Below are 24,095 nucleotides of genomic sequence, written 5' to 3'. Positions count from 1 at the left end.
ATGGACACGTTGAAGACTCTCTCTATTCGTAAACATACCCCTTTAATTAACCGCTTACCTGAAACCCGACTGGCAACCCAATTTGACAAAGCGAAAGCTGGCTGGGTCGTTTTCGCTGACTATCTATGCCCAGATCAGTTTAATGATATTGATTTCTTCGTCGGCTATGACAATGCCGTTGTTGATGTGTGGAAAGTTGGAAACTACGAAGTCGCATTAATGGCGGGGGAGCTCACCGCCGAGCATGAGGAAATTTTACAAGCGCTGAAGTTAGACTATTCCGCTCTGCATGATATGCCCGATTTGACTAAGCCGGGTTTGGTGGTGCTCGATATGGACTCAACGGCAATTCAGATTGAGTGTATCGATGAGATCGCTAAGCTAGCAGGTGTTGGCGAGGAAGTGGCAGAAGTGACCGAACGTGCAATGCAAGGCGAGCTCGATTTTGAGCAGAGCTTGCGTCAGCGTGTTGCCAAACTTGAGGGCGCAGATGAATCTATATTGTCTGAGGTACGTCAAACACTCCCTTTAATGCCTGATTTGCCTGAACTGATTGGTACGCTAAAGCAGTATGGTTGGAAGACCGCTATCGCATCCGGTGGCTTTACCTACTTTTCTGAACACCTTCAGCAGCGCCTTGGGCTCGACCATGCACAGTCGAATCAACTAGAGATTGTCGACGGCAAACTAACCGGTAAGGTGGTTGGTGAAGTGGTATCTGCACAGACGAAGGCTGACATCCTACTCGAATTGGCTGAGCAGTATGATATTGAAGCGCACAATACCATTGCGGTTGGTGATGGCGCTAATGATCTAGTGATGATGGAAGCGGCTGGATTGGGTGTTGCTTATCACGCTAAACCTAAGGTAGAGCAGCAAGCAAGAAGTGCCGTGCGTTACGCTGGGCTGGGCGGCATAATCTGCATTCTATCTGCAATCCTAGTTAAGCAGAAACGGGTTAGCTTTAAGCCTCAACCTTAAAAAAAAGCGAGACATTGTCTCGCTTTTTTATCGAGTTAACTCCAGTCGGATTAAGACTTCTTCAGTGATGTCTATAAGTTCACCGTAGCCAACAATACTATGCATCTCTTTTTCTAAGCTCCGAGCTTGATGCATGCTGATTTGAGCCAATTCGTTTAAGTCTTTGCGCACTAAAGCTGTTATCGGATCAAATACTGGGGCACCACAAATACGGATGGCATAAAACTCACCCATTGTTTGTGACTTTTTGATAAACATAATGCGTTCTTTGATATTGGCAAATTCACTGCTCAGTTTTGATTCGACAGATTGGATTCGTGTGCCGAACTTGACTGTTGCTAGGTAGAGTTCGTGGTATTGAGGCTCAGCACCCTCGATACGCTTCATTGGTTGTGCTAGCAGCGTATTTGTCCGTCCCTTATAGATTGGTGCTAAGGAGAAGCTCTTTTCATCGCCTAGCTTCGCTAAGATTGTGAGATAAGACTTGAGTGGATAGTTCACTCCAATCGCTTTAGGTCTGAGACTTCCCCCTTTCTTCTCTACGTAGAGAGGCGTGCTGACCATCTTATCGAGTAGGATGTTGTGCAAACCTTCCAATAGCTCATTACTTGGGAGCAACTCTTTTTTAGCGATGAGTTTATCTTGGTTGTGTTCGATTAACTTGCCGAAAAAGGCAATAGTCCGCATCATCTGGCTATCTTCAATGATGGCAAGTTGGAGCGTTTTTTCGCCTGGGCTGACGCGAACAATGGTGTATGGCACCGCATCTAAAGGCAGCTTCTTGTCGTAAAGCTGAAGTTCTTTGAAGTTAATCGTACAAGTATCTCCCGCTTTTAAGCGGCACGGCTGTGTCAATGCGATGCTCATACCGTGTTTGGAAATATCGACACTGACGCCTTCAATACTCTCACCACTTGTATGTGAAAGCGTAATAGGGGAACGGAACTGATACCTAGGTTCTCTGCGTCGAGATTTTGCATCAAAGTAGACACAAGCAGGATTGCTTTCAGGGTTTCTAGCATGTCGAAAACGATTGAGCTCGTTACTTGCGAGCTGAGGTTTATCCGTTAGCAGATAGTCCTGTCGGCTACTTTCGTCGGCGATCTCTTGTAAGATACCGCAGTGAGTCAAAGACTCTGTTTCCAACTCACTGGAGTGATTTGCCAGTGTTTGTTTCTCTGCTTCAGACAACTCAAACACAGACAGGCGGAACGCCTTCCAGCTCTCCTTTCTGGCTCCAATATGCCAAAACAACTGACGCAATTCACGAGTCGCTTCCGGCATCATCATTGAGAAGAAGAGGGTTTTATCTTTATGCTCATGAGTGAACGAGTAAAGTACGTTGTTACTGCCTCTCATGCCTTCAGCCGTTAGCTGCGTCATGCGCTGCTCGTGAAAAAGGTTGCTTAGCGTCTGTTGATTGCGCTCATCATGCCAGTACTGCCAGATAGGCTGATTATTTTCCGTCATCAGCACGAGCTTAAGCTCATTACCGCTAAAAAAGACAGGCAAGTTGCAAGTGTGCTTTAAATAGGTGTGCTCAAAACCACGTGAACGCGCACGGATAATCTTGTCCTGATTGTCATGACGTGCTTTCTGCGTGTCACTTTTCACCACGTAGTCGATAACTTGTTCAATGATGTTTGACGTATCAAGCTTTAGTAGGCGAAGGAACTTAACCGCATCGTTTTCGTATGACTCATCAATCCCAACAATGCGGTACGGGATAACTGAATCAATACCATCAATGTCGACATTTTTGCTCAGTTCTACCAGACGAACATCGATCACTTCCCCGAGTTTGTAATCAAATGCGGAAGGGACTTTAAACTTAGCGCCTGAAGGAGAGAGATCGATGGTGACCGCGTGGACAACTTGTCTATTGGCCAACTTGAGTTCTATTTGAGAAGAGAGTTTTAGGCGGTTCTCTTTACGCTTAAGATCATAGCCTAAGGTGATTGCTTCGACGTCGATGCCATTCCTTTCTATGCTGACTTCAGTGCCTAGGGGCTTGCCACGCTTTTGCATGACGCGGAAATTATTATGGGTGTTACAAAGCGCTTCCCACACACCCTCAGTATACCCACCAAATTTACGGGTGTTCTTGTGATAGGCGTTGAAAGCGACATCATCTAACCAGTGCTTGAGACCATCGAGTTCGTATTCGCGGCACTCTCCCTTGACTCGTCCGCGTAAATCGATGGGTTTAGTGCAAGGCGCCATAACACGGTTAAGCTCCATTTTTACTAGGATCTTAACGGAAGGAGGATCCCCCTCGGTCATTTGACCGAGAAGATAATCGAAGTCTTCTGAGTGATAAGCGGGAATGAGACGTTCCGCGAGAGAGAGTATTTCTGGCTGCTGCATATTTTTTGTTAGAGTATCCCTTACTCATTTCATATCGGCCTTGATATAAAGATCTTTAGTGATATGTTACTGCGAATCAAGTAGAGAAGATGATATAAGCTACTTCCGTCGTAGTTTATGTCACAAATACAAAATTTAAGACCTGAGGTTACATGGCAAAAGCGAAAACAGCGTACGTATGTAATGACTGCGGTGCAGATTTCCCACGTTGGCAAGGGCAGTGCAACGCCTGTGGCGCGTGGAACACTATCAGTGAAGTTCGATTGGCAGCATCTCCAAGTGTTGCTCGTAACGAACGTCTATCGGGATATGCAGGTTCAACTACGGAAACCAAAGTTCAGACACTGTCAGAGATCGATCTGCAAGAAGTCCCTCGCTTCACGAGCGGCTTTAAAGAGCTCGATCGAGTTCTGGGTGGCGGTGTCGTTCCTGGGGCTGCGATCCTTATCGGTGGTAATCCAGGGGCAGGTAAATCCACACTGCTACTACAAACCATGTGCTATTTGGCATCACAAATGCCGACCTTGTATGTGACCGGTGAAGAATCGTTGCAACAGGTCGCGATGCGCGCTTCTCGTTTAGGTTTACCGAAAGACAATCTAAAAATGCTTTCGGAGACCAATGTTGACCGAATTTGTCAGATTGCTGAAAAAGAGCAGCCCAAAATTATGGTGATTGACTCTATTCAAGTTATGCATGTATCAGACGTTCAATCTTCACCAGGTAGTGTGGCTCAGGTACGAGAGTCTGCTACTGCGCTCACACGCTACGCGAAACAAAACAATGTTGCGGTATTTATCGTTGGTCATGTCACCAAAGATGGTACGTTGGCGGGGCCAAAAGTATTGGAACATATCATTGACTGCTCCGTATTGCTCGATGGTGGGGCTGACAGTCGTTTCCGTACTTTACGCAGCCATAAAAACCGTTTTGGTGCGGTGAATGAGCTGGGTGTCTTCGCTATGACGGGTCAAGGTTTAAAAGAGGTGAGCAATCCATCTGCAATCTTCCTTTCTCGTGGCGAGGAAGAGACGTCAGGCAGCTCGGTGATGGTTGTTTGGGAAGGAACACGCCCACTTCTTGTCGAGATACAGGCGTTGGTTGATTATTCACAGTTGGCCAATCCACGTCGTGTTGCTGTTGGTCTCGAACAGAATCGTTTATCGCTTTTACTTGCAGTGCTGCACAAGCATGGTGGCCTACAGATGGCGGATCAAGATGTTTTCGTCAATGTCGTCGGTGGGGTAAAAGTGACAGAAACCAGTGCTGATTTAGCATTAGTGATGGCATTACTCTCTAGCTTCAGAGATCGACCACTGCCTAAGGATGTGGTGGTGTTTGGAGAAGTCGGATTGGCCGGTGAGATTCGCCCTGTTCCAAGTGGTCAAGAGCGACTCAACGAAGCCTTTAAACACGGTTTTAAGCGAGCGATAGTGCCTGCGGCAAATATGCCAAAAGGTGGTATTGCTGGAATGCAGATTCATGGGGTTAAAAAGCTTAGCGAAGCGATTGAAGCGTTTGATGAGCTTTAATAGCGCTCCGTGAGAACCAGAGCGCTTCTCGCTAAAGCATATCTACTGCTTTAGCAACACCTTCTATCAATCGCTCTACATCTTCTTCAGTGTTGTAGGCGGCAAAAGAAGCGCGAATGGTGCCTTTAACTCCGAGGGCATCCATGAGCGGATGAGCACAGTGATTACCAGCTCTTACCGCGATAGCTTGCTGATCGAGTAGAGTGGCAACGTCTTGATGGTGGACTCCCTCGATAATAAACGAGATCACCGATGAGTCTTCTTGGTAGCCGAGGATACGGACATCATCAAGTTGTTCTAACCCTGATTTAGCCTGAGTCACTAAGTGATGAATATGCGCCTCAAGTTTTTGATGATCTAATCCTTGATACCAATCGATGGCGGTGGACAGTGCGATCGCACCTGCTACGTTAGGCGTTCCAGCTTCAAATTTACCTGGCAGTTCGCTAAATGTCGTACCTTCAAAAGAGACGCGTTCAACCATCTTTCCGCCACCATGCCAAGGTGGCATCGCTTCTAACAGAGCCTGCTTTCCAAATAGCACTCCGATCCCTGCTGGAGCATAGAGCTTATGACCAGAGAAAACGTAAAAGTCGGCACCCAGTTTAGTCACATCGACAGACTCATGGACAATTCCCTGAGCACCATCAACCACCACCACAGCTCCTGCTGTGTGAGAGCGCGTGATGATCTCTTCGATTGGTTGTCGAGTCCCTGTTACGTTCGTGATATGAGCCACAGCGACGATTTTGCTCTTAGCGCTTAGCAAAGAATCAAATGCAGAGAGATCCAGTTGACACTGTGCTGTCATGGGAATTTTAACGACTTTGGCACCAGTCTGCTGTGCCACGATTTGCCACGGCACAATGTTGGCGTGGTGTTCCATCTCACCAACCAGTATTTCATCACCTGGCTTGAGTGTGCTTCGCGCATAAGTTTGAGCGATTAGATTGAGAGCTTCAGTTGCCCCACGAGTCCAGATTATCTCTTTACTTGAGTTCGCTCCGATAAAGCGGGCCACTGTTTCACGAGCACTCTCAAATTGGCTGGTGGCTTGAGCGGTCAAGCTGTGGCTACCGCGGTGAACGTTGGCATTTTGCTGGCTGTAATAGCGAGAGATGGCGTCTATGACACATTGAGGTTTTTGTGTCGTCGCTGCACTATCTAGATAAACCAGCCTTTGTTGGTTTATCTGCTGTTTCAGTGCTGGAAACTGCGCCGCGATTTGCTGGACATCAAACATTACTCTTCACCTAGATTGTGGTACTGCAAGGTAGGCATAGTGACCATTGGTTCTGCGACACTCCATGCGTGTGCTTTACCTGAGAGATTAATAATTACTTCCATCGCGAACTCAAGTGCGGTACCCGGTCCTTGGCTGGTTAAAAGGTTATGATTGGTATCGTAAGTCACGCGCTTCACACGCCAGTTTTGAGCTGGAATGTGGCTTTCAAAACTAGGGTGGCAAGTCATGAGAGCGTCGGGATAAAGACCATGGTGGGCCAGTACTAAAGCGGGTGCTGCACAAATCGCAGCGACGAGCTTGCCTTCGTACATTTGTTGTCGAACGATTTCAACCAGCACCGTACTGTCACGGAATGTTTCTGCACCTAGTACTCCGCCAGGCAGGATCACCGCATCAAATTCATCGTCAGCGATATCAACCAACTTGCAATCAGCGGTCAGTGTCACTCCTCGTGATGCTTTCATGGTTAACTGACCATCGAAATCTGCACTCGCAACAATGGTTTCATAGCCAGCCCTGACCATCGTATCGATGATGGTAACGGCTTCCATTTCTTCTGTGCCGGGTGCGATAGGGACGAGGACTTTCTTTGTCATTATTGATTCCAACTTTGTTCTATGTTTTTGATTTCGTCATAGAGAGTACGATTTACTGGTGTAGGGATACCATGACACTGTGCCCTTTCGAGCAAGTATCCTGTGATAAAGTCTATCTCGCTTTGGCGTTTATGAACAATATCCTGATTCATCGACGATAAGTTATTTGCCGTCGCTTCTATCACTTTGAGAACGTTGGTTGCAACTTCCTCTTTGGTGGTTTCTACCCCTTCTGCCCACATGACTTGCGCGACTTCTTCCACCACTGCATCTATGGTTACTGCAAACTGCTGGTCAGCAAGTCTCCCGTTTGGAACCTGATTAATCGCCGATAGGGGATTGATGGCACAGTTGATCGCCAATTTGTTCCACAATGCGCTAAGGATATTTGGATTCCATCTGACTTCCGGCAAGCTGTGTTGAAGCACTTCGGCAAGGAATTCGCAGCGTTTGCCTGCGGTATTATATCCGCCTATCTGGGTATTGCCGTGGCCAGTATGGCGGACAATGCCGTGACTATCTCGAATCGCACCGTGAGTCGTTGTGGCGATAAGCAGTGGGTTATTCGGCAGCAAGGTCGATATTTTCTCTGCGGTTCCCATCCCGTTGTGCATGAGTACGATCATGGTCTCACCGGCAATGTGTTGCGCCAAGGAGGCTAAACTTTTTGTTACTTGAGGTGCTTTAAGTGTCACCAGTATGAGATCAGCATTGTTTAGTGAGTCGATGACGTTGTTATCAAAACGAACGGGAGAATTCTGTTCGAGTTGAATAGACAGCGTTGGGGTCGTTTGTCTGGACCAAACGGAGACCGAGTGTCCGGCGGTATGCAAATGAGACGCCCAAAGAGAGCCAATTGCGCCGGGGCCGAGAACTACAATATTCATCTGTTCGCAAGTCGGTGGGTTTGGCAAAGAGGATAAGGCTATATAGAGAGAAAGCAAATAAAAATGGCACCCTAAGGTGCCATTTATGATTCTTTTACTTGTTGTTCAATTAGAACTTGTAAGTAACAGCGATGTAGTGTGCGAAACCAGTAGAGTCTGTTTTGCCAACTACGTTGTTGTTGTCATCTAGGATGTCGTTACCGTCTTTGATACCGTATACGTTGTAGAACGCTTTTAGACCGTAACCAACTGCAAAGCGATCTGAGTGCCAGTAAATACCGTTGTACATTACACCGCCGTTGCTTGCCGTCGCGTACTCATCTTTCATACCAAACTGGTAATCTAGGTAACCTTGGTAAGAGATGAATGAACCATTCTCAAAGAAGTAGAAAGGTTTGAACCAGTTAGTTGATAGTTGGAAACCGTTCCAATCTTTCTTACCGTTATCGTAAGTGCTGTAAAGGTTAAGACCCATTTTACCTAACCAAGGTGCATTGATATCTGAACCTAGACCAATTTTGTACTGACCTTCTGATGAACCACCATTAAGGATTAGCTCAGATGCAACGTAAACTTCTTGTACTGGGCCGAAAGATAGGTCTTTACCCGTCAGCGCATCTAGAGACATACGAGGCGCAGCCTTCATGAACAATTTGTCTGAACCAGATTTATCGCTGCTTGAATCGCCAGTGATGTTGAAGTAGTCGATGTAACCGTATAGATCGAACATACCAGAGCGACCACCAAATTCCATTTCTAGGTAATCGTGAGTTGAATCATTTGGGAAACCAGGTTTCTCATTGAATGCACCCATTAGGTTGAACTGCATCCATTTGTAGTCGTTTTTGTGAATGTCGCCGTCAGAATAGTCAGCAGCGATAGCCGGTGCAGACATTGCTGCTACAACACCTAGAGCTAAAAGTGATTTACGCATAGTGGGAACTCTCTATGTTTGTTAATTTCAATATTCGTTTGATATTTACTTAGTTGCACAATCTTAGCTGTGCTTTATGGATGTGAATAATATCGATAAAAATCTCAAAAGCCATGTGCAACTGATGTAAAAAAACATAAAACAGGTGATCTGCATCTCATTAACAAGCAAAAAATAACGTTCCAACGGAACTTTCATCCCGTTGCACAAAAAGTGAAACGGGTATCGATTACGCAAGCGTTTACTCTAAATTTAATGTCTATCAACTATTCAACACATTCGGTTAATGATCGCTTTTGCGACCTGTAACGTAACTGTTAATAAAATGGTTGGGAGTGATTTTATATGGCCGAAGTAATGCTATTTCCTCTAAGTTCAATAGTTCTCCCTGAGGGAAAAATGCGACTAAGAATTTTTGAGTCGAGATATAAACGTTTAGTCTCTCAAGCGATGCGTGCGGATGGCACTTTTGGCATTTGTATGTTTGAAAAGGCGAAAGAGTCTGGTGAAAATGAGCTATCTAAGATCGGGACGCTGGCAAAAATCGTTGATTTTGAAGTGTTAGATGCGGGTCTGTTAGGAATCACAGTGACCGGATTGGAAAGATTTGAGATAGATCAGGTGCGCGTTGAATATGATGGTCTTCGCTATGCGAAAGTGACTAAGCTACCCAACTGGAACGTTGAACAGCTTAGTATCGAGACAGAGTCTGTCGCTCAACATCTCGCACAGGTTTATGAGCGTTTTCCCGAAGTGAGCAACCTGTATGACCAAAAGTTTCTGGATGATGCAAGCTGGGTTAGTCAAAGATGGCTTGAGATATTGCCTCTGTCCAAAGGCCAGTTTGATCAGCTTGCTGCTGCGCGTGATTGTCGTGAGGCGATACAGTTTTTAAATAAAGCGCTCTTTAGCCAATAGCTAAATGATCTTTCCATGAATTGAAGCGTATATACTGTCTAAGGGCACCGTTTAAGGATATCGAAATGGCCAATTCAGATACCCAAGCTTTCACCAAAGCAGATTGGGCTGAGTGTATGGAAAAAGTGAAACAGCAGGACAAACATGCGTTTGCATTGGTTTTTAGTCATTTTTCTCCACGTCTCAAGCAATTTGCATTCAGGCACATGGGCAATGAGCAGATTGCCGTCGAAATCGTTCAAGAAGCGATGACAACCGTATGGCAAAAAAGCGCGTTGTTTGATAGCAGTAAGAGTTCGCTTTCTACATGGATTTTTACGATAGCGCGTAACCTTTGTTTTGACATTTTGCGCAAACAGAAAGGTAGGGATGCGCATATACATTCTGAGGACATTTGGCCTAATGATTATTGTCCGCCAGATATGGTGGAACATTACTCTCCTGAGGCCGAATTACTTAAACAACAGGTGGTTAAATATTTGGATTTGCTGCCGGAATCGCAACGCAAAGTCGTACAGGCAGTTTACTTGGAAGAGTTACCGCATCAGCAAGTCGCAGAGATGTTTGATATTCCCCTTGGAACGGTTAAGTCACGGTTGCGCTTAGCAGTAGAGAAACTTCGAATTTCGATAGAGGCAGATACACTATGAGTTACCATCCAGATGCATCCGTTTTGCAAGCATACGCTCAAGGTACGTTGGATGATGTGAGCGCTTTTACGATAGCCACCCACATCGAAAGTTGTCCATGCTGTCGAAGCCAAATTAACGGTTTTGAACAGCTATACGGCGAAGAGCTAGTGGCAAGCGATATCAGCGTCAACGATGATTTTGATGCTATGTTCGACAAGATTGTCGCTCTTGAGCAAAACAGTGATCCTATGAGGCTTCCTCGTATGCCGACGTTTGTTGAAGTGAATGGCAAGTCTTTTCGTCTTCCTCTGTCGCTATCGCGTTTTAGAGACAGGATCAGCGATTGGAAGAGCTACGGAGGTAAGGTATTTAGCGCGGCAATAGATATCTCGCCAGATGCTAGAATTAACCTGATGTACATTAGCGAAAATGTGGCTATTCCCCAGCACACTCACAAAGGCACGGAGTCGACATTGGTTCTTCATGGTAGCTTTAGCGATGAAGATGGGCAATATGGAGTGGGGGACTTCTTGTTCAAAGATGGAACAGTAAAACACAGCCCATACACTAAACAGGGTGAAGATTGTTTGTGCTTGACTGTACTCACTCAGCCAATGATATTCACTCAAGGTGTCGCCAGAGTATTCAACTTATTTGGCAAGGGGCTTTACCCATAGTCAGAAAACTGATGCGAGAAAAAAGGCTTGGTGAGAAACCAAGCCTTTATTTTTATTATTGCGCTGTGTTCTGTTGATCTGCCGGTTGAGTATCTCTCTGCTGAGCTCTGCTTAACATATCCGTGAAATAATGACGCAGCGAATAGAGCATAATCAAACTCGGTATTACCATCAGTGCCGTCAGGACGAAGAAGGTTGACCAGTTGTTGAGGTAGTCAACAAGTTCTCCCGAGAAAGAGGCGAGTGTTGTTCTACCGAAGTTGCCTAAAGAGGCGAGTAAAGCGTACTGAGTAGCAGAGAACGCTTGACCTGTGACCACTGTCAAGAATGACACAAAGGCAACGGTTGAGAATGCAGAAGTGAAGTTATCGACAACCAAAGTGGCTAAGAATAATTGCTCACTCGGCCCTACTTTCGCTATCCAAGCAAACATGAGGTTACTTGACGCCATGGCAATACCACCGATCATTAAGCCACGTACGATACCGAACTTCACGTTAACCATACTGCCGATTAAGGTGAACACAATCGTGAGCCCCCAACCAATCAGTTTTGAATAGTAACCAATCTGTTCGTTAGTAAAGCCTACTTCTTTATAGAAGGTAATCGACATTCGACCTAAGAAAGCTTCCCCAATCTTAAAGAGGAAAACAAACAGTAGTAGGGTGATTGCGACTCTAAATCCGTTACTTCTGAAGAAATCGAGGAAAGGTTCAACGACAGTGACCGTGATCCATGCGACGATACGGTTACCAACGACTTTACTGTGACGTTGTTCGGCTTGCGCTTGCAACGCGTCGCGTTGAGTTTTTGGTTCACCAACTAAGAGCGTGAAAATCATGAGTAGGACGACAATCGCCGCCATTCCATAGTAAACCCCATTCCAGCCAATAGAGTCAGCGTTGATAAAAGCTAAGTAACCTGGCACCGAGTAGCCCGTCCACCAACCGATAACCGCCATCGCTGACGCTTGTGGCAATTTAGAGGGCTCTGATTTAGGGAATGTATCGATACGAAAGGCATCAATGGCGATGTCCTGAGTTGCTGACGAGATAGCGATACCTAGAGCAAGCATTGAAGTGAGCATTAGGTTTTGTGATGGGTCGACACCGGCTATTAATAGAGTACAAACTAGCACGATTGACTGACAAAGAAAGACCCAACTTCTTCGCTGTCCGAGCATTGCATGTAAAAGAGGAATACGGACTCGGTCAACGAGCGGTGCCCACAGGAAATTAATGGCGTAAACGGCAAATACGCTACCAAAGTAGCCTATTGCTGCACGTGTGAGTCCCGCGTCTTTTAACCAACCTGACATATTTGAACCGATCAGAACCCAAGGAAAGCCGCTCGAACAGCCAAGCATAAATACCCACATTAGGCGCTTGTCCATATAACTGCGAATCGTCTCTAGCCAAGACATAGAAGGAGAGTCTGAAGACATACACAAATCCTTGTTTGAGTGTTTGGTCAGCAAGAAAACAGAAGGCTCTAACAAAGTAGAGCCTAATATGATTATTTGATGAGTGTGGCTTTGGTGATAATGATGGGTTCTACTGGCACATCGCGGTAGCGCCCTTTGGTTGTTGTTGGCTTGCTCGCCATAGTTTGGATCACGTCAAAGCCTTGTGTCACTTTGCCAAATACAGCGTAGCCAGGTGGACGTTGGTCATAATCCAAGAAGCCATTGTCTTTATAATTGATAAAAAACTGTCGAGTCGCTGAATCTGGATTGTTAGTACGTGCCATGGCAATGGTCGCACTATCATTTTTAAGCCCGTTATACGCTTCGTTTTTGATAGGAGAGTATGTCGGTAGGGGTTTCATATTCTCATCAAAACCACCTCCCTGAGCCATAAAGCCAGGAATGACTCGATGGAACTGAGAACCGACATAGCTGCCATCGTTGACATACTTTATAAAGTTAGCAACGGTAATCGGTGCTTTGTTTTCATTTAGCTCGACTGTAAAAGAGCCTAGGTTTGTTTCAAATTCTACCTTTGGACCCGCCAGCGCAAGTGAACTGACTAATGCGAGTGAGGCAATTGCCATTTTCAACATTAGAAACGCTCCTGCATGTAGTTCTGAAGTTCACGGTCGTTGGCCACTTCTTGAAGAACTAAGTTGATCACGTCATTAAGAACAACTTCAATTTCTTCGTTAGAAGCACTGAGTGCACCCGTGCGCTTCGCTGTACCAGTGTAGGTCTTAACCAGTTTACCTTGTGGCGTTTCAGCTGTGATTTCAATGACTACCTTACCATCCATCTGGTTTTCCATCACAGTGTGCTGAACGGATACTAAGGCTTCTTGAACTTCTACTTGAATTGAATTTTCACTATTGACGGTACTGCGGAAACCTTGTGACTGGAACTGCTCCAATAGCGCATTTTCAATTGAGATACGTACGTTTTGTTTAGAGTGAATCGGTTCAATATTTGAACGACCGCTATCGACAAGAGCAACGTATTGTGCAGAACGCACGTCTTTACTGGTTAGCGTAAATGCCGCATCTTGAACAAGATCGCTGTTGCTAAGGACAGCTTTAGGCATAAAATTAATTTGCTCTTGCTGCGGAGCTGAACACGCAGTAAGTAGTGCCATTGACGCGACTAGAACCAGTTTTCTCATTGTAATTTCCTTTCTTTGTAACTCTGCGAGCTTATACAAACGTAAACAGATAATAGAGGACTATTTAGTCGCTTGTAAAATAACAAATTTCTTATTGGCAGCGACCACTTTGACGTTTGACTTACCAAATAGCCTAGATAGCTTTCCATCGTAGCCGAGGTGACGGTTACCGATAACTAATAATTGCCCACCAACAGTAAGAATTTGCTTTGCATCACAGAACATCTGCCATGCAATATGATCGGTGATAGCTTGCTGCTGATGAAATGGGGGATTACACATGACCATATCCACATCGTTCGCCGTCATTCCATCTAAGCAGTTATTCGCAACGCACTCTATTTCTCTATCACTACCAAGATTGGTCAGCAGGTTTTGTCGAGCCGACTCGACCGCCATAAAACTCTCATCAACACAGGTTAATTTAATTTGTGGGTTTAATTGCCCCATTTTTACGGAAAGGACACCGTTACCACAACCTAGATCGACCACATGTTTAAGATTTTGATTTGTTGGCAAGTGCTCAAGCATAAAGCGTGCACCCAAATCTAAGCTTTCTCCTGAATAGACATTTGGCAGATTGTTAAGCGTAATATTCTCTTTCTCTACTGACCATTGAGTATTGGCAGAGACTTGAGTGGCACCAGCGCTATTTGCTGAGCTAAAGACTAGACGGTGTTTCTTCCAAGCAAGTGAGGTTTTTGTTGCACCCAAATGTTTTTCGAAAAGCTTAAGTGTCGAGGAGTGGATCTCTTTTGCTTTGTTGACCGCAATAACAGGAATTGTCTCGTTCAGTGTTTGACGCAACTGACTGAGTTGCCAAATTAGGTGCCTATTGCTTTTGGGTAACTGAATCAAAACCAAATCTACGTCGGATGGTACTTCATCCATAGTTGTTATGAAGTCGACGCTAGGGCACTGATTGTGTTGCATGTTCGCAAGAGTACCTTGCTGAGAAATAAAAGAGTCACTCATCATCGTGATACGATGTTTGTCACTAAACCAGCAACTGAGTGCCCCAAAGCTGTCGTTAATAATCAAGATATGCTGGTTGGGCTCTAGTCCCATATCTTCAACATGGTTGATTAGGTATTCGTCCCCCGCATCCCATGCCTGAAGAGTTTCGTTGTTTCTCTTTGGGTATCGGAATAAAGAAAGGGTTCGCTCATGCAGTGAAAGCTCAGTGATCATAATAGCAACGCAAGGTTATCGGTCATTGGGGGAATTGTCGCAAAACGCCGCGGTCGTGAAAACTAAAACCTTTAGCTTTGCGCTTAAGGCGACTATTATCTAGCCCATTATGTTGTTTAGTCTGATGGTAAAGTGCAATGCTGCAGGAAATAATAGAAAGCAAACTTACAGATACATTTGAACCTAGCTACCTAAGTGTTGTTAACGAGAGCTATATGCACAACGTGCCAGCCGGTTCAGAAAGCCACTTTAAAGTGGTGATTGTGAGTGAAAAATTTGAGGGATTAAGGCTGATTGCTCGCCATCGTCAAGTGAATCAAACACTGGCTGAGGAACTGTCAAACCACATCCATGCGTTATCGATGCATACCTACACAGAGCAAGAATGGCAGCAACAGAATCAAATCGCGCCGGACAGTCCTATGTGTATGGGTGGTGACAAATAACGTCTAAAAAAGGGCAGCATGGCTGCCCTTTTTAGTTAGTCCCAAAGAGGTATTGTTAACAACATAGAAACAAATAAATGCAGTGGTTAGTTTTAAATAAGATTGTTTCACGATGTGAATATGTAGTGTCATTACTCTTTTTATGGCTATTTCTGTTTGTGCGATGGCTCAAACTTATGACTATTCCTTAGCCTTTTAAACTCAATTCCTTCGAAATATGTACCTTATTCCCTGCATTGGTCATGGCATCAACTTCCTAAAAGATGCTAGACTATCGCACCTGATAAATCTCGCCGATTTCTTGTGACGAGATTTTTAATAGGATGTTGCGATTTTGGTGTTTAAAACAGCACCGAAACCGGACACTAGTGTCGTGTCTAAAAGTTACGCAATCAAAGAATCTTTTTCCCGATAAAAGTAGTGCAAGTGCGTATGATTACAATAAAGAAGGGTTTGGACCTTCCTATCGCAGGAACTCCTACCCAGGTGATTAATGATGGTAAGACCATCAAAAAAGTCGCCTTGCTTGGCGAAGAGTACGTCGGCATGCGTCCTACTATGCATGTCCGCGTAGGCGATGAAGTAAAGAAAGCTCAAGTTCTTTTTGAAGATAAGAAGAATCCGGGAGTGAAATTTACTTCACCAGCAGCTGGTAAAGTGATCGAGATTAACCGTGGCGCTAAGCGTGTGCTTCAGTCTATTGTGATTGAAGTTGCAGGTGAAGAGCAGGTGACATTCGATAAGTTTGAAGCTGGCCAACTAGCAGGTCTTGACCGTGAAGCGGTTAAAACTCAGCTTGTTGACTCAGGTCTTTGGACTGCTTTACGTACTCGTCCGTTCAGCAAGGTTCCTGCAATCGAATCTTCTACGAAGGCTATTTTCGTAACTGCTATGGATACTAATCCTTTAGCGGCTCAGCCTGAGTTGATCATTAATGAACAACAAGAAGCGTTTGTTGCTGGTTTAGATGTGCTTTCAACTCTGACTGATGGCAAGGTTTACGTATGTAAATCTGGTACAAGTCTTCCTCGTTCTTCTCAGTCTAATGTTGAAGAGCATGTATTTGATGGCCCTCACCCAGCAGGTCTAGCTGGCACCCACATGCATTTCCTATACCCAGTGAATGCAGAAAATGTGGCGTGGAGCATCAACTACCAAGACGTTATTGCGTTTGGTAAGTTGTTCCTAACTGGTGAACTTTACACTGACCGTGTTATCTCTCTGGCAGGCCCAGTGGTGAATAACCCTCGTCTAGTTCGTACTTCTATTGGTGCAAGCCTAGAAGACGTAACAGATAGCGAGCTAATGCCAGGTGAAGTTCGTGTGATTTCTGGTTCAGTACTAACAGGTACTCATGCAACTGGTCCTCACGCTTACCTTGGTCGTTACCACGTGCAGGTTTCTGTATTACGTGAAGGCCGTGAAAAAGAGCTGTTCGGTTGGGCTACTCCTGGCAAGAACAAGTTCTCGATTACTCGCTCATTCCTTGGTCATCTATTCAAAGGTCAGTTGTTCAATATGACAACGACAACGAATGGTAGTGACCGTTCTATGGTTCCAATTGGCAACTACGAACGCGTAATGCCTCTTGATATGGAACCTACTCTGCTACTTCGTGATCTATGTGCAGGTGATACGGATAGTGCTATCGCACTAGGTTTGCTTGAACTAGACGAAGAAGATTTAGCATTGTGTACCTTTGTGTGTCCTGGTAAGTACGAGTACGGTGCGTTACTACGTGAATGCCTAGATATCATTGAGAAGGAAGGGTAATTTTCCATGGGTCTTAAAAAGTTTATTGAAGACATCGAGCATCACTTTGAGCCTGGTGGTAAACATGAGAAGTGGTTTGCGCTTTACGAAGCAGCAGCGACTCTGTTCTACACACCTGGTCTAGTGACAAAGAAAAGCTCGCACGTTCGTGATAGCGTTGACCTAAAACGCATCATGATCATGGTTTGGTTTGCGGTATTCCCAGCAATGTTCTGGGGTATGTACAACGCAGGTGGCCAAGCTATTGCAGCACTAAATCACATGTACGCTGGTGATCAGCTAGCAGCGATTGTTGCTGGTAACTGGCACTACTGGTTAACGGAAATGCTTGGCGGCACTTTAGCGGCTGATGCTGGCGTTGGCAGTAAGATGATCCTTGGTGCAACTTACTTCCTACCAATCTACGCAACGGTATTTATCGTTGGTGGTTTCTGGGAAGTACTGTTCTGTATGGTGCGCAAGCACGAAGTTAACGAAGGTTTCTTTGTAACTTCTATCCTGTTTGCACTGATCGTTCCGCCTACACTTCCTCTATGGCAAGCTGCACTAGGTATTACCTTTGGTGTTGTTGTCGCTAAAGAGATCTTTGGTGGTACGGGCCGTAACTTCCTAAACCCAGCTCTTGCTGGCCGTGCGTTCCTGTTCTTCGCATACCCTGCGCAAATCTCAGGTGACGTAGTATGGACTGCAGCTGATGGCTTCTCTGGTGCAACCGCACTAAGCCAGTGGGCTCAAGGTGGTAACGGTGCACTAGTTAATGCAGTGACAGGCGCTCCAATCACTTGGATGGACGCATTCATCGGTAACATCCCAGGCTCTATTGGTGAAGTATCAACACTAGCACTGATGATCGGTGCAGCGATGATCGTATACATGAGAATTGCTTCATGGCGCATCATTGCAGGTGTAATGATTGGTATGATTGCAACAGCGACTCTGTTCAATGTTGTCGGTTCTGATACTAACCCAATGTTCAACATGCCATGGCACTGGCACCTAGTTCTAGGTGGTTTTGCATTCGGTATGTTCTTTATGGCAACAGACCCTGTATCTGCTTCATTTACTAACAAAGGTAAATGGTGGTACGGCGCGCTGATCGGCGTGATGTGTGTTCTGATTCGTGTAGTAAACCCAGCGTACCCAGAAGGTATGATGCTGGCGATCCTATTTGCGAACCTGTTTGCACCTCTGTTCGACCACATAGTTATCGAGAAGAACATCAAGCGGAGACAAGCACGCTATGGCAAGTAATAACGACAGCATTAAAAAGACGCTGGGTGTTGTTATCGGGTTGAGCCTTGTTTGTTCAATCATCGTATCAACAGCAGCCGTGGGTCTACGCGATAAGCAAAAAGCTAACGCTGTACTAGATAAGCAAACTAAGATCGTTGAAGTAGCTGGCATTGAAGCTGAAGGTAAAAAAGTACCTGAGCTTTTTGCTGAGTTCATCGAACCGCGCCTAGTTAACTTTGAAACTGGTGAGTTTGTTGAAGGCGACGCTGCCACTTACGATCAACGTAAAGCGGCTAAAGATCCTGCTGAGTCTATCAAGCTTTCTGCTGAAGACGACAAAGCTAAGATCATTCGTCGTGCTAACACAGGTGTTGTTTACCTAGTTAAAGAAGGTAACGCAGTATCTAAGGTTATTATTCCGGTTCACGGTAATGGCCTATGGTCAATGATGTACGCATTCGTTGCTGTTGAAACTGACGGTAACACTGTATCTGGTATCACATACTACGAGCAGGGCGAAACTCCTGGACTAGGTGGTGAAGTTGAAAACCCATCTTGGCGCGCTCAATTCGTAGGCAAGAAGTTGTTTGACGAAAACCACAAACCAGCTATCAAGGTTGTTAAAGGTGGTGCGCCAGCAGGTTCTGAGCACGGTGTTGATGGCCTATCAGGTGCAACACTAACTAGTAACGGTGTTCAACACACATTTGACTTCTGGTTAGGCGATATGGGCTTTGGTCCATTCCTAGCAAAAGTTCGTGACGGAGGTCTGAACTAATGTCTAGTGCACAAAACATTAAAAAGAGCATTCTAGCGCCTGTATTGGACAACAACCCAATCGCGCTACAGGTTCTCGGTGTTTGTTCTGCTCTTGCAGTAACAACTAAACTAGAGACTGCATTTGTAATGACACTAGCGGTAACCTTCGTAACTGCGCTGTCTAACTTCTGTGTATCTCTAATCCGTAACCACATTCCTAACAGTGTGCGTATCATCGTCCAAATGGCGATCATCGCATCTCTAGTAATCGTGGTAGACCAAGTGCTAAAAGCTTACCTATACGATATCTCTAAACAGCTATCTGTATTCGTAGGTCTTATCATCACCAACTGTATCGTAATGGGTCGTGCTGAAGCGTTCGCAATGAAGTCAGCTCCAGTTCCATCACTGATCGATGGTATTGGTAACGGTCTTGGTTACGGTTTCGTTCTTATCACTGTTGGTTTCTTCCGTGAACTGTTTGGCTCTGGCAAACTTTTCGGTATGGAAGTACTTCCTCTAGTGAGCAATGGTGGTTGGTACCAGCCAAATGGTCTGATGCTATTAGCCCCATCTGCATTCTTCCTAATCGGCTTTATGATTTGGGCGATTCGCATATTTAAGCCTGAACAAGTAGAAGCGAAGGAGTAAGGACGGCATGGAACATTACATTAGTTTACTAATCAAATCGATTTTCATCGAAAACATGGCGTTGTCTTTCTTCTTAGGTATGTGTACGTTTCTTGCGGTATCTAAGAAAGTTAAGACCTCATTTGGTCTAGGTGTAGCGGTAGTTGTAGTGCTCACTATCGCAGTACCAGTGAACAATCTTGTTTACAACCTAGTACTTAAAGAGAACGCGTTAGTTGAAGGTGTGGACCTTAGCTTCCTTAACTTCATCACCTTTATCGGTGTAATTGCGGCACTTGTACAGATCCTAGAGATGGTTCTAGACCGTTTCTTCCCACCTCTGTACAACGCTCTAGGCATCTTCCTACCGCTGATCACAGTAAACTGTGCGATCTTCGGTGGTGTATCTTTCATGGTACAGCGTGACTACAACTTTGCTGAATCCGTTGTCTACGGCTTTGGTTCAGGTGTGGGCTGGATGCTAGCAATCGTTGCGCTTGCAGGTATCCGTGAGAAAATGAAGTATTCAGACGTACCTCCTGGTCTACGTGGTCTAGGTATCACGTTCATCACTGTAGGTCTTATGGCGTTAGGCTTTATGTCTTTCTCTGGTGTTCAACTGTAAGTCGGGTAAACCGCAACAATTAAGGAATAGTCAATGGACATTATTCTTGGTGTCGTGATGTTTACTCTGATCGTACTGGCTCTAGTTCTAGTGATTCTTTTCGCTAAGTCTAAGCTTGTACCAACAGGTGACATTACAATTTCTGTGAACGATGACCCTTCTTTGGCGATCGTTACTCAGCCAGGCGGTAAGCTTCTGGGTGCTCTAGCAGGTGCTGGTGTATTCGTATCTTCTGCTTGTGGTGGCGGTGGCTCATGTGGTCAGTGTCGCGTAAAAATTAAATCAGGCGGTGGCGACATTCTACCAACCGAGCTTGACCATATTACTAAAGGTGAAGCGCGCGAAGGTGAGCGTCTAGCGTGTCAGGTTGCAATGAAAACTGACATGGACATCGAGCTACCTGAAGAGATCTTCGGTGTTAAGAAGTGGGAATGTACAGTTATCTCTAACGATAACAAAGCGACATTCATCAAAGAGCTTAAGCTGCAAATTCCAGATGGCGAATCAGTACCTTTCCGTGCTGGTGGTTACATCCAGATTGAAGCACCTGCTCACCACATTAAATACGCTGATTACGATATTCCAGAGGAATACCGTGAAGATTGGGACAAATTCAACCTGTTCCGTTACGAGTCTAAGGTAAGTGAAGATACAATCCGTGCTTACTCAATGGCTAACTACCCTGAAGAAGAAGGTATTATTATGCTGAACGTGCGTATCGCTACGCCGCCGCCTAATAATCCTGATGTACCACCAGGTATCATGTCTTCGTTCATCTGGTCTCTAAAAGAAGGCGACAAGTGTACTATTTCTGGTCCATTTGGTGAGTTCTTTGCTAAAGATACAGACAACGAGATGGTCTTCATCGGTGGTGGTGCGGGTATGGCGCCAATGCGTTCACATATCTTCGACCAACTTAAGCGTCTGAAGTCTACTCGTAAGATGTCGTTCTGGTACGGTGCGCGTTCTAAGCGTGAAATGTTCTACGTAGAAGATTTCGATGGCCTACAAGCAGAAAATGACAACTTCGTATGGCACTGTGCTCTGTCTGATCCAATGCCAGAAGATAACTGGGATGGTTACACAGGCTTCATCCACAACGTATTGTACGAAAACTACCTAAGGGATCATGAAGCTCCTGAAGATTGTGAATACTACATGTGTGGTCCACCTATGATGAACGCAGCCGTAATCGGTATGCTGAAAGATCTAGGTGTGGAAGATGAAAACATCCTACTGGATGACTTCGGTGGTTAATCTACCTAAGTGATTGAAATCTATGGCTGGCTCGTCAGAGTCAGCCATTGTTGTTTTAGAGTGGTAATAGTCGATACGTTGTAAAGTAACGTATGCGCTATTCCCGTTCCTCAATATACAGGAGTCTAACAAGTGAAAAAGTGGCTTGTTGCATTTGCTTCTCTGTTAGTACTAGCTGGTTGTGAAAAACCAGTTGAGCAGATCCATCTCAGTGGCCCAACCATGGGCACCACATACAATATCAAGTATATTTCGGCTGAAGGGCAACCTACACCTGAAGCGATTCAGAAAGAAGTTGATCGTCTACTCGAAGAAGTTAACGACCAAATGTCGACTTACCGTAAAGACTCCGAGTTAAGTCGCTTCAACCAGAGTCAGTCAGCTGAAGCCTTTGCCGTTTCGCCTCAAACAGCGACAGTGGTGAAAGAAGCGATTCGACTTAACGGTCTTACTTTAGGTGCATTGGACGTTACTGTTGGTCCACTCGTCAACCTATGGGGTTTTGGCCCAGAAGGCAGACCGGAGGTTGTTCCAACAGCTGAAGAGCTCGCCGCGCGTAAAGCAATGACGGGCATCCAGCATCTGAGTGTGAATGGTGATGCTTTAGTGAAAGATATTCCTAACTTGTATGTAGATTTGTCTACAATTGCAAAAGGTTGGGGTGTTGATGTCGTTGCTGACTACATCCAGTCGCAAGGCATTCAGAACTATATGGTTGAAGTAGGTGGTGAAATGCGCCTAAAAGGCTTGAACCGTGAAGGTGTTGCGTGGCGAATTGCTATTGAAAAACCGTCGGTTGAAGAGCGTGCGATTCAAGAAATTATTGAGCCAGGCGATATGGCGGTTGCCACATCCGGCGATTACCGTAACTACTTCGAGCATGACGGAATTCGATACTCACACATTATCAATCCAGAAACGGGTAAGCCGATTAGCCATAAGGTTGTATCGGTAACGGTTCTTGACCAATCGTCTATGACGGCGGATGGGTTAGCGACTGGACTGATGGTATTAGGCGAAGAGAAAGGCATGCAGATTGCTGAAGAAAACAACATTCCTGTGCTTATGATCGTCAAAACGGAAGAGGGTTTTAAAGAACTAGCCTCTTCTGCATATAAGCCTTATACGAATAAATAATAACTCGAGCGAGCATGTCATTATGAGTACATTTTTGATTACATTTGGTGTGTTTATGGCCGTGATTGCAGCGATGTCCATAGGCTATATCATTCAGAAGAAAGTTGTTAAAGGTAGCTGTGGTGGTTTAGGTGCGGTTGGTATCGAAAAGGTATGTAATTGTCCTGAACCATGTGATGCACGTAAGAAGCGTGAAGCACGTGAAGCGGCCCGTCAAGAAAAGCTAGCCGCATGGGAAAAAGACCGCATCGCTTAGTCCCGTCCTGCTAATACAAAATACAAACACCAGTCACTCGACTGGTGTTTTTTTTAACATTTCGTCGGTGAAAATAGTCCGGTTACGTCCCAACTTCTTCGCCAAATATAAGCGATCATCAGCGATCTTAATTTGGTCATTAATGTCCCCACTGATATTACTTATGCCTATGCTGACGGTAACAAGTATGATACGTCCATTATGCTTAACGGGGGTTTTCTCGACACGTTGTCTCATGTTTTCAATTCGATTGATGAAATCATCGTATGGCGTGCACGATTGAATACAAAACTCTTCCCCACCAAAACGCACCACAACATCATCAGGAAAATATATCTTCAGGATATTTGCGACTGTTTTAAGAGCAGCATCGCCCCCGTCATGACCATAATTGTCATTGACCTGTTTGAATAGGTCGATATCAATCATTGCAATGTTACGTAGCTGACAACCAGAGCAAGCCTGACTAAAGAGAAATCTTCGATTCCACAACCCTGTGAGAGCGTCTTGATTAGCGAGTTTGTGTAACTCATCGGTTGCTTCCTTCATATCAAGCAACTGGTGAACCCGACAGTAAAACTCTTCTTGATTAAATGGCTTGGTGAGAAAGTCATTTGCTCCCGCTTTTAGAAACTGGGCGGTAAGGGTTTTCGATTCGTTGCCAGATAGACCTATGATGGCGAGTTGGTTCTTATCGTACATCTGGCGCATTTCGCGAGTCATGGATATGCCATCTTTAACCGGCATGTCGTGATCAGTGATAACAAAGGTGATATCGGAACAGCTTTGCAGTTTTTCGAGTGCGACTTGACCGTTTTCCGCCTGCGTAGTGCGAATGTACTGATGTTCGAGCAACTGTGTCACATGGCGTCGGACTGTCGCTGAGTCATCAACGATGAGGGCATGGTGTTTGCTGTTATTAATAAGCCGTTTAGCTAGAGGAAGTAGGTAGGAGATGGATGCCATGCTGTCTTTCAATATGTAGTCCAGCACCCCCTTTGCAATAAATCGTTCACGTGCTTGGTCGTTAAAGGTCGCTGTTAATACGATAACTTTTTGCTTGTATGAGAGGACAAGGTCAATAACCTCACCATCTTGGGCATCGGGTAGGCAGTAATCGAGAACAGCGAAGCGAAACTCCTTGTGCCTTTGCAATAGCTCTTCGGCCTGTGCAAAAGATTCTGCACAGCAGACATGACAGCCTAAAGTAGTGAGCTGCTGTTTTAAGAAATTTTGGTAAGCGCGACTATCCTCTACAACCAAGACTTTATTGTTCAAAGCGGTGCCTCTTTTATTACCTATAGAATTAATAATAACTGCATCCAACAAACTTGCGAGTATCGAACAGGACAAATTTGCAGACAATTTGTACTTTGAGATATATATGT

At 45.1% G+C, this 24,095-nt stretch carries 24 protein-coding genes; 14 read left to right on the top strand and 10 right to left on the bottom strand.

The window, feature by feature from the left end:
* Positions 1 to 981, top strand: coding sequence for a phosphoserine phosphatase (gene serB / locus ACQEXP_RS09370; RefSeq protein ID WP_426969581.1), 981 nt, complete (start codon positions 1 to 3; stop codon positions 979 to 981).
* Between the two features lie 27 nt (positions 982 to 1,008).
* On the opposite strand, the gene ACQEXP_RS09365 is transcribed toward serB, so the two are convergent.
* Positions 1,009 to 3,348 (bottom strand): PilZ domain-containing protein, encoded by a 2,340-nt coding sequence (locus ACQEXP_RS09365; RefSeq protein ID WP_426969579.1) that lies wholly within the window; start codon positions 3,346 to 3,348, stop codon positions 1,009 to 1,011.
* 152 nt (positions 3,349 to 3,500) lie between these two features.
* Between ACQEXP_RS09365 and radA the strand changes: the two genes are divergently transcribed.
* The gene (gene radA, locus ACQEXP_RS09360; protein WP_138973504.1) at positions 3,501 to 4,880 is read left to right on the top strand and encodes a DNA repair protein RadA; all 1,380 of its coding nucleotides are present in this window, start codon (positions 3,501 to 3,503) and stop codon (positions 4,878 to 4,880) included.
* A gap of 31 nt (positions 4,881 to 4,911) precedes the next feature.
* Here radA and csdA read toward each other — a convergent pair whose 3' ends face one another.
* The 4 genes from csdA to ACQEXP_RS09340 form a co-directional block, all read right to left on the bottom strand.
* Positions 4,912 to 6,123 (bottom strand): cysteine desulfurase CsdA, encoded by a 1,212-nt coding sequence (csdA, locus tag ACQEXP_RS09355; protein WP_426969578.1) that lies wholly within the window; start codon positions 6,121 to 6,123, stop codon positions 4,912 to 4,914.
* Positions 6,123 to 6,722 (bottom strand): DJ-1 family glyoxalase III, encoded by a 600-nt coding sequence (locus ACQEXP_RS09350; RefSeq protein ID WP_426969576.1) that lies wholly within the window; start codon positions 6,720 to 6,722, stop codon positions 6,123 to 6,125. Before ACQEXP_RS09350 ends, csdA begins: the two co-directional genes overlap by 1 nt.
* On the bottom strand, positions 6,722 to 7,609 hold the full coding sequence (gene panE, locus ACQEXP_RS09345) for a 2-dehydropantoate 2-reductase (RefSeq protein ID WP_426969574.1): 888 nt from the start codon (positions 7,607 to 7,609) through the stop codon (positions 6,722 to 6,724). Before panE ends, ACQEXP_RS09350 begins: the two co-directional genes overlap by 1 nt.
* A gap of 109 nt (positions 7,610 to 7,718) precedes the next feature.
* Positions 7,719 to 8,543, bottom strand: a complete 825-nt coding sequence (locus ACQEXP_RS09340) for an outer membrane protein OmpK (RefSeq protein ID WP_426969572.1) — start codon at positions 8,541 to 8,543, stop codon at positions 7,719 to 7,721.
* Positions 8,544 to 8,888: 345 nt separating this feature from the next.
* Here ACQEXP_RS09340 and ACQEXP_RS09335 point away from each other — a divergent pair, with 345 nt between their 5' ends.
* From ACQEXP_RS09335 to ACQEXP_RS09325, 3 genes are all read left to right on the top strand, one after another.
* Complete coding sequence (locus ACQEXP_RS09335; protein WP_426969570.1) at positions 8,889 to 9,461, top strand: LON peptidase substrate-binding domain-containing protein; 573 nt, start codon at positions 8,889 to 8,891, stop codon at positions 9,459 to 9,461.
* 65 nt (positions 9,462 to 9,526) lie between these two features.
* Complete coding sequence (locus ACQEXP_RS09330; protein ID WP_269376637.1) at positions 9,527 to 10,111, top strand: sigma-70 family RNA polymerase sigma factor; 585 nt, start codon at positions 9,527 to 9,529, stop codon at positions 10,109 to 10,111.
* Positions 10,108 to 10,770 carry a ChrR family anti-sigma-E factor gene (locus ACQEXP_RS09325; RefSeq protein WP_426969568.1) on the top strand — a complete coding sequence of 221 codons (663 nt, stop codon included), beginning with the start codon at positions 10,108 to 10,110 and terminating at the stop codon, positions 10,768 to 10,770. Before ACQEXP_RS09330 ends, ACQEXP_RS09325 begins: the two co-directional genes overlap by 4 nt.
* Before the next feature lie 55 nt (positions 10,771 to 10,825).
* On the opposite strand, the gene ACQEXP_RS09320 is transcribed toward ACQEXP_RS09325, so the two are convergent.
* The 4 genes from ACQEXP_RS09320 to ACQEXP_RS09305 all read right to left on the bottom strand — a co-directional run bounded on the left by ACQEXP_RS09320 (position 10,826) and on the right by ACQEXP_RS09305 (position 14,591).
* Positions 10,826 to 12,214: an AmpG family muropeptide MFS transporter gene (locus ACQEXP_RS09320; protein ID WP_426969567.1), complete on the bottom strand. Its 1,389-nt coding sequence runs from the start codon at positions 12,212 to 12,214 to the stop codon at positions 10,826 to 10,828.
* A 71-nt stretch (positions 12,215 to 12,285) separates the two neighbouring features.
* Positions 12,286 to 12,831, bottom strand: a complete 546-nt coding sequence (locus ACQEXP_RS09315) for a peptidylprolyl isomerase (protein ID WP_269376640.1) — start codon at positions 12,829 to 12,831, stop codon at positions 12,286 to 12,288.
* On the bottom strand, positions 12,831 to 13,400 hold the full coding sequence (locus ACQEXP_RS09310) for a YajG family lipoprotein (protein WP_269376641.1): 570 nt from the start codon (positions 13,398 to 13,400) through the stop codon (positions 12,831 to 12,833). Before ACQEXP_RS09310 ends, ACQEXP_RS09315 begins: the two co-directional genes overlap by 1 nt.
* Before the next feature lie 60 nt (positions 13,401 to 13,460).
* Positions 13,461 to 14,591: a methyltransferase gene (locus ACQEXP_RS09305; RefSeq protein ID WP_426969565.1), complete on the bottom strand. Its 1,131-nt coding sequence runs from the start codon at positions 14,589 to 14,591 to the stop codon at positions 13,461 to 13,463.
* 137 nt (positions 14,592 to 14,728) lie between these two features.
* On the opposite strand from ACQEXP_RS09305, the gene bolA reads away from it, so the two are divergent.
* The 9 genes from bolA to nqrM all read left to right on the top strand — a co-directional run bounded on the left by bolA (position 14,729) and on the right by nqrM (position 22,707).
* Positions 14,729 to 15,037, top strand: coding sequence for a transcriptional regulator BolA (gene bolA / locus ACQEXP_RS09300; RefSeq protein WP_426969563.1), 309 nt, complete (start codon positions 14,729 to 14,731; stop codon positions 15,035 to 15,037).
* A 432-nt stretch (positions 15,038 to 15,469) separates the two neighbouring features.
* Positions 15,470 to 16,810: a Na(+)-translocating NADH-quinone reductase subunit A gene (locus ACQEXP_RS09295; RefSeq protein WP_269376644.1), complete on the top strand. Its 1,341-nt coding sequence runs from the start codon at positions 15,470 to 15,472 to the stop codon at positions 16,808 to 16,810.
* Between the two features lie 6 nt (positions 16,811 to 16,816).
* Positions 16,817 to 18,061 carry an NADH:ubiquinone reductase (Na(+)-transporting) subunit B gene (locus ACQEXP_RS09290; RefSeq protein WP_269376645.1) on the top strand — a complete coding sequence of 415 codons (1,245 nt, stop codon included), beginning with the start codon at positions 16,817 to 16,819 and terminating at the stop codon, positions 18,059 to 18,061.
* A complete protein-coding gene (locus ACQEXP_RS09285; RefSeq protein WP_269376646.1) occupies positions 18,051 to 18,821 on the top strand; it encodes a Na(+)-translocating NADH-quinone reductase subunit C in 771 nt (256 codons plus the stop codon). Before ACQEXP_RS09290 ends, ACQEXP_RS09285 begins: the two co-directional genes overlap by 11 nt.
* Positions 18,821 to 19,453: an NADH:ubiquinone reductase (Na(+)-transporting) subunit D gene (locus tag ACQEXP_RS09280; RefSeq protein ID WP_269376647.1), complete on the top strand. Its 633-nt coding sequence runs from the start codon at positions 18,821 to 18,823 to the stop codon at positions 19,451 to 19,453. Before ACQEXP_RS09285 ends, ACQEXP_RS09280 begins: the two co-directional genes overlap by 1 nt.
* A 7-nt stretch (positions 19,454 to 19,460) precedes the next feature.
* Positions 19,461 to 20,057 (top strand): NADH:ubiquinone reductase (Na(+)-transporting) subunit E, encoded by a 597-nt coding sequence (gene nqrE, locus ACQEXP_RS09275; RefSeq protein ID WP_269376648.1) that lies wholly within the window; start codon positions 19,461 to 19,463, stop codon positions 20,055 to 20,057.
* Positions 20,058 to 20,090: 33 nt separating this feature from the next.
* Complete coding sequence (gene nqrF / locus ACQEXP_RS09270; protein ID WP_426969560.1) at positions 20,091 to 21,314, top strand: NADH:ubiquinone reductase (Na(+)-transporting) subunit F; 1,224 nt, start codon at positions 20,091 to 20,093, stop codon at positions 21,312 to 21,314.
* 132 nt (positions 21,315 to 21,446) lie between these two features.
* Positions 21,447 to 22,451 (top strand): FAD:protein FMN transferase, encoded by a 1,005-nt coding sequence (locus ACQEXP_RS09265; RefSeq protein WP_269376650.1) that lies wholly within the window; start codon positions 21,447 to 21,449, stop codon positions 22,449 to 22,451.
* A gap of 22 nt (positions 22,452 to 22,473) precedes the next feature.
* Positions 22,474 to 22,707: a (Na+)-NQR maturation NqrM gene (gene nqrM / locus ACQEXP_RS09260; RefSeq protein ID WP_138973485.1), complete on the top strand. Its 234-nt coding sequence runs from the start codon at positions 22,474 to 22,476 to the stop codon at positions 22,705 to 22,707.
* Positions 22,708 to 22,740: 33 nt separating this feature from the next.
* On the opposite strand, the gene ACQEXP_RS09255 is transcribed toward nqrM, so the two are convergent.
* Complete coding sequence (locus tag ACQEXP_RS09255; RefSeq protein WP_426969558.1) at positions 22,741 to 23,985, bottom strand: GGDEF domain-containing response regulator; 1,245 nt, start codon at positions 23,983 to 23,985, stop codon at positions 22,741 to 22,743.
* Positions 23,986 to 24,095 lie beyond the last annotated feature (110 nt).

This window comes from Vibrio sp. TRT 1302 (assembly GCF_050113875.1).
GTDB lineage: Bacteria > Pseudomonadota > Gammaproteobacteria > Enterobacterales > Vibrionaceae > Vibrio.
This window is presented reverse-complemented; position numbering and strand designations above follow the sequence as displayed.

Coding starts and splice junctions, on each gene's coding strand:
- ACQEXP_RS09315 (WP_269376640.1), bottom strand. CDS start 12,831: ATGTTGAAAATGGCAATTGCCTCACTCGCATTAGTCAGTTCACTTGCG.
- ACQEXP_RS09330 (WP_269376637.1), top strand. CDS start 9,527: ATGGCCAATTCAGATACCCAAGCTTTCACCAAAGCAGATTGGGCTGAG.
- ACQEXP_RS09295 (WP_269376644.1), top strand. CDS start 15,470: ATGATTACAATAAAGAAGGGTTTGGACCTTCCTATCGCAGGAACTCCT.
- ACQEXP_RS09310 (WP_269376641.1), bottom strand. CDS start 13,400: ATGAGAAAACTGGTTCTAGTCGCGTCAATGGCACTACTTACTGCGTGT.
- radA (WP_138973504.1), top strand. CDS start 3,501: ATGGCAAAAGCGAAAACAGCGTACGTATGTAATGACTGCGGTGCAGAT.
- ACQEXP_RS09350 (WP_426969576.1), bottom strand. CDS start 6,722: ATGACAAAGAAAGTCCTCGTCCCTATCGCACCCGGCACAGAAGAAATG.
- ACQEXP_RS09305 (WP_426969565.1), bottom strand. CDS start 14,591: ATGATCACTGAGCTTTCACTGCATGAGCGAACCCTTTCTTTATTCCGA.
- bolA (WP_426969563.1), top strand. CDS start 14,729: ATGCTGCAGGAAATAATAGAAAGCAAACTTACAGATACATTTGAACCT.
- nqrE (WP_269376648.1), top strand. CDS start 19,461: ATGGAACATTACATTAGTTTACTAATCAAATCGATTTTCATCGAAAAC.
- serB (WP_426969581.1), top strand. CDS start 1: ATGGACACGTTGAAGACTCTCTCTATTCGTAAACATACCCCTTTAATT.
- panE (WP_426969574.1), bottom strand. CDS start 7,609: ATGAATATTGTAGTTCTCGGCCCCGGCGCAATTGGCTCTCTTTGGGCG.
- ACQEXP_RS09290 (WP_269376645.1), top strand. CDS start 16,817: ATGGGTCTTAAAAAGTTTATTGAAGACATCGAGCATCACTTTGAGCCT.
- ACQEXP_RS09335 (WP_426969570.1), top strand. CDS start 8,889: ATGGCCGAAGTAATGCTATTTCCTCTAAGTTCAATAGTTCTCCCTGAG.
- csdA (WP_426969578.1), bottom strand. CDS start 6,123: ATGTTTGATGTCCAGCAAATCGCGGCGCAGTTTCCAGCACTGAAACAG.
- nqrM (WP_138973485.1), top strand. CDS start 22,474: ATGAGTACATTTTTGATTACATTTGGTGTGTTTATGGCCGTGATTGCA.
- ACQEXP_RS09285 (WP_269376646.1), top strand. CDS start 18,051: ATGGCAAGTAATAACGACAGCATTAAAAAGACGCTGGGTGTTGTTATC.
- ACQEXP_RS09340 (WP_426969572.1), bottom strand. CDS start 8,543: ATGCGTAAATCACTTTTAGCTCTAGGTGTTGTAGCAGCAATGTCTGCA.
- ACQEXP_RS09365 (WP_426969579.1), bottom strand. CDS start 3,348: ATGCAGCAGCCAGAAATACTCTCTCTCGCGGAACGTCTCATTCCCGCT.
- nqrF (WP_426969560.1), top strand. CDS start 20,091: ATGGACATTATTCTTGGTGTCGTGATGTTTACTCTGATCGTACTGGCT.
- ACQEXP_RS09320 (WP_426969567.1), bottom strand. CDS start 12,214: ATGTCTTCAGACTCTCCTTCTATGTCTTGGCTAGAGACGATTCGCAGT.
- ACQEXP_RS09325 (WP_426969568.1), top strand. CDS start 10,108: ATGAGTTACCATCCAGATGCATCCGTTTTGCAAGCATACGCTCAAGGT.
- ACQEXP_RS09280 (WP_269376647.1), top strand. CDS start 18,821: ATGTCTAGTGCACAAAACATTAAAAAGAGCATTCTAGCGCCTGTATTG.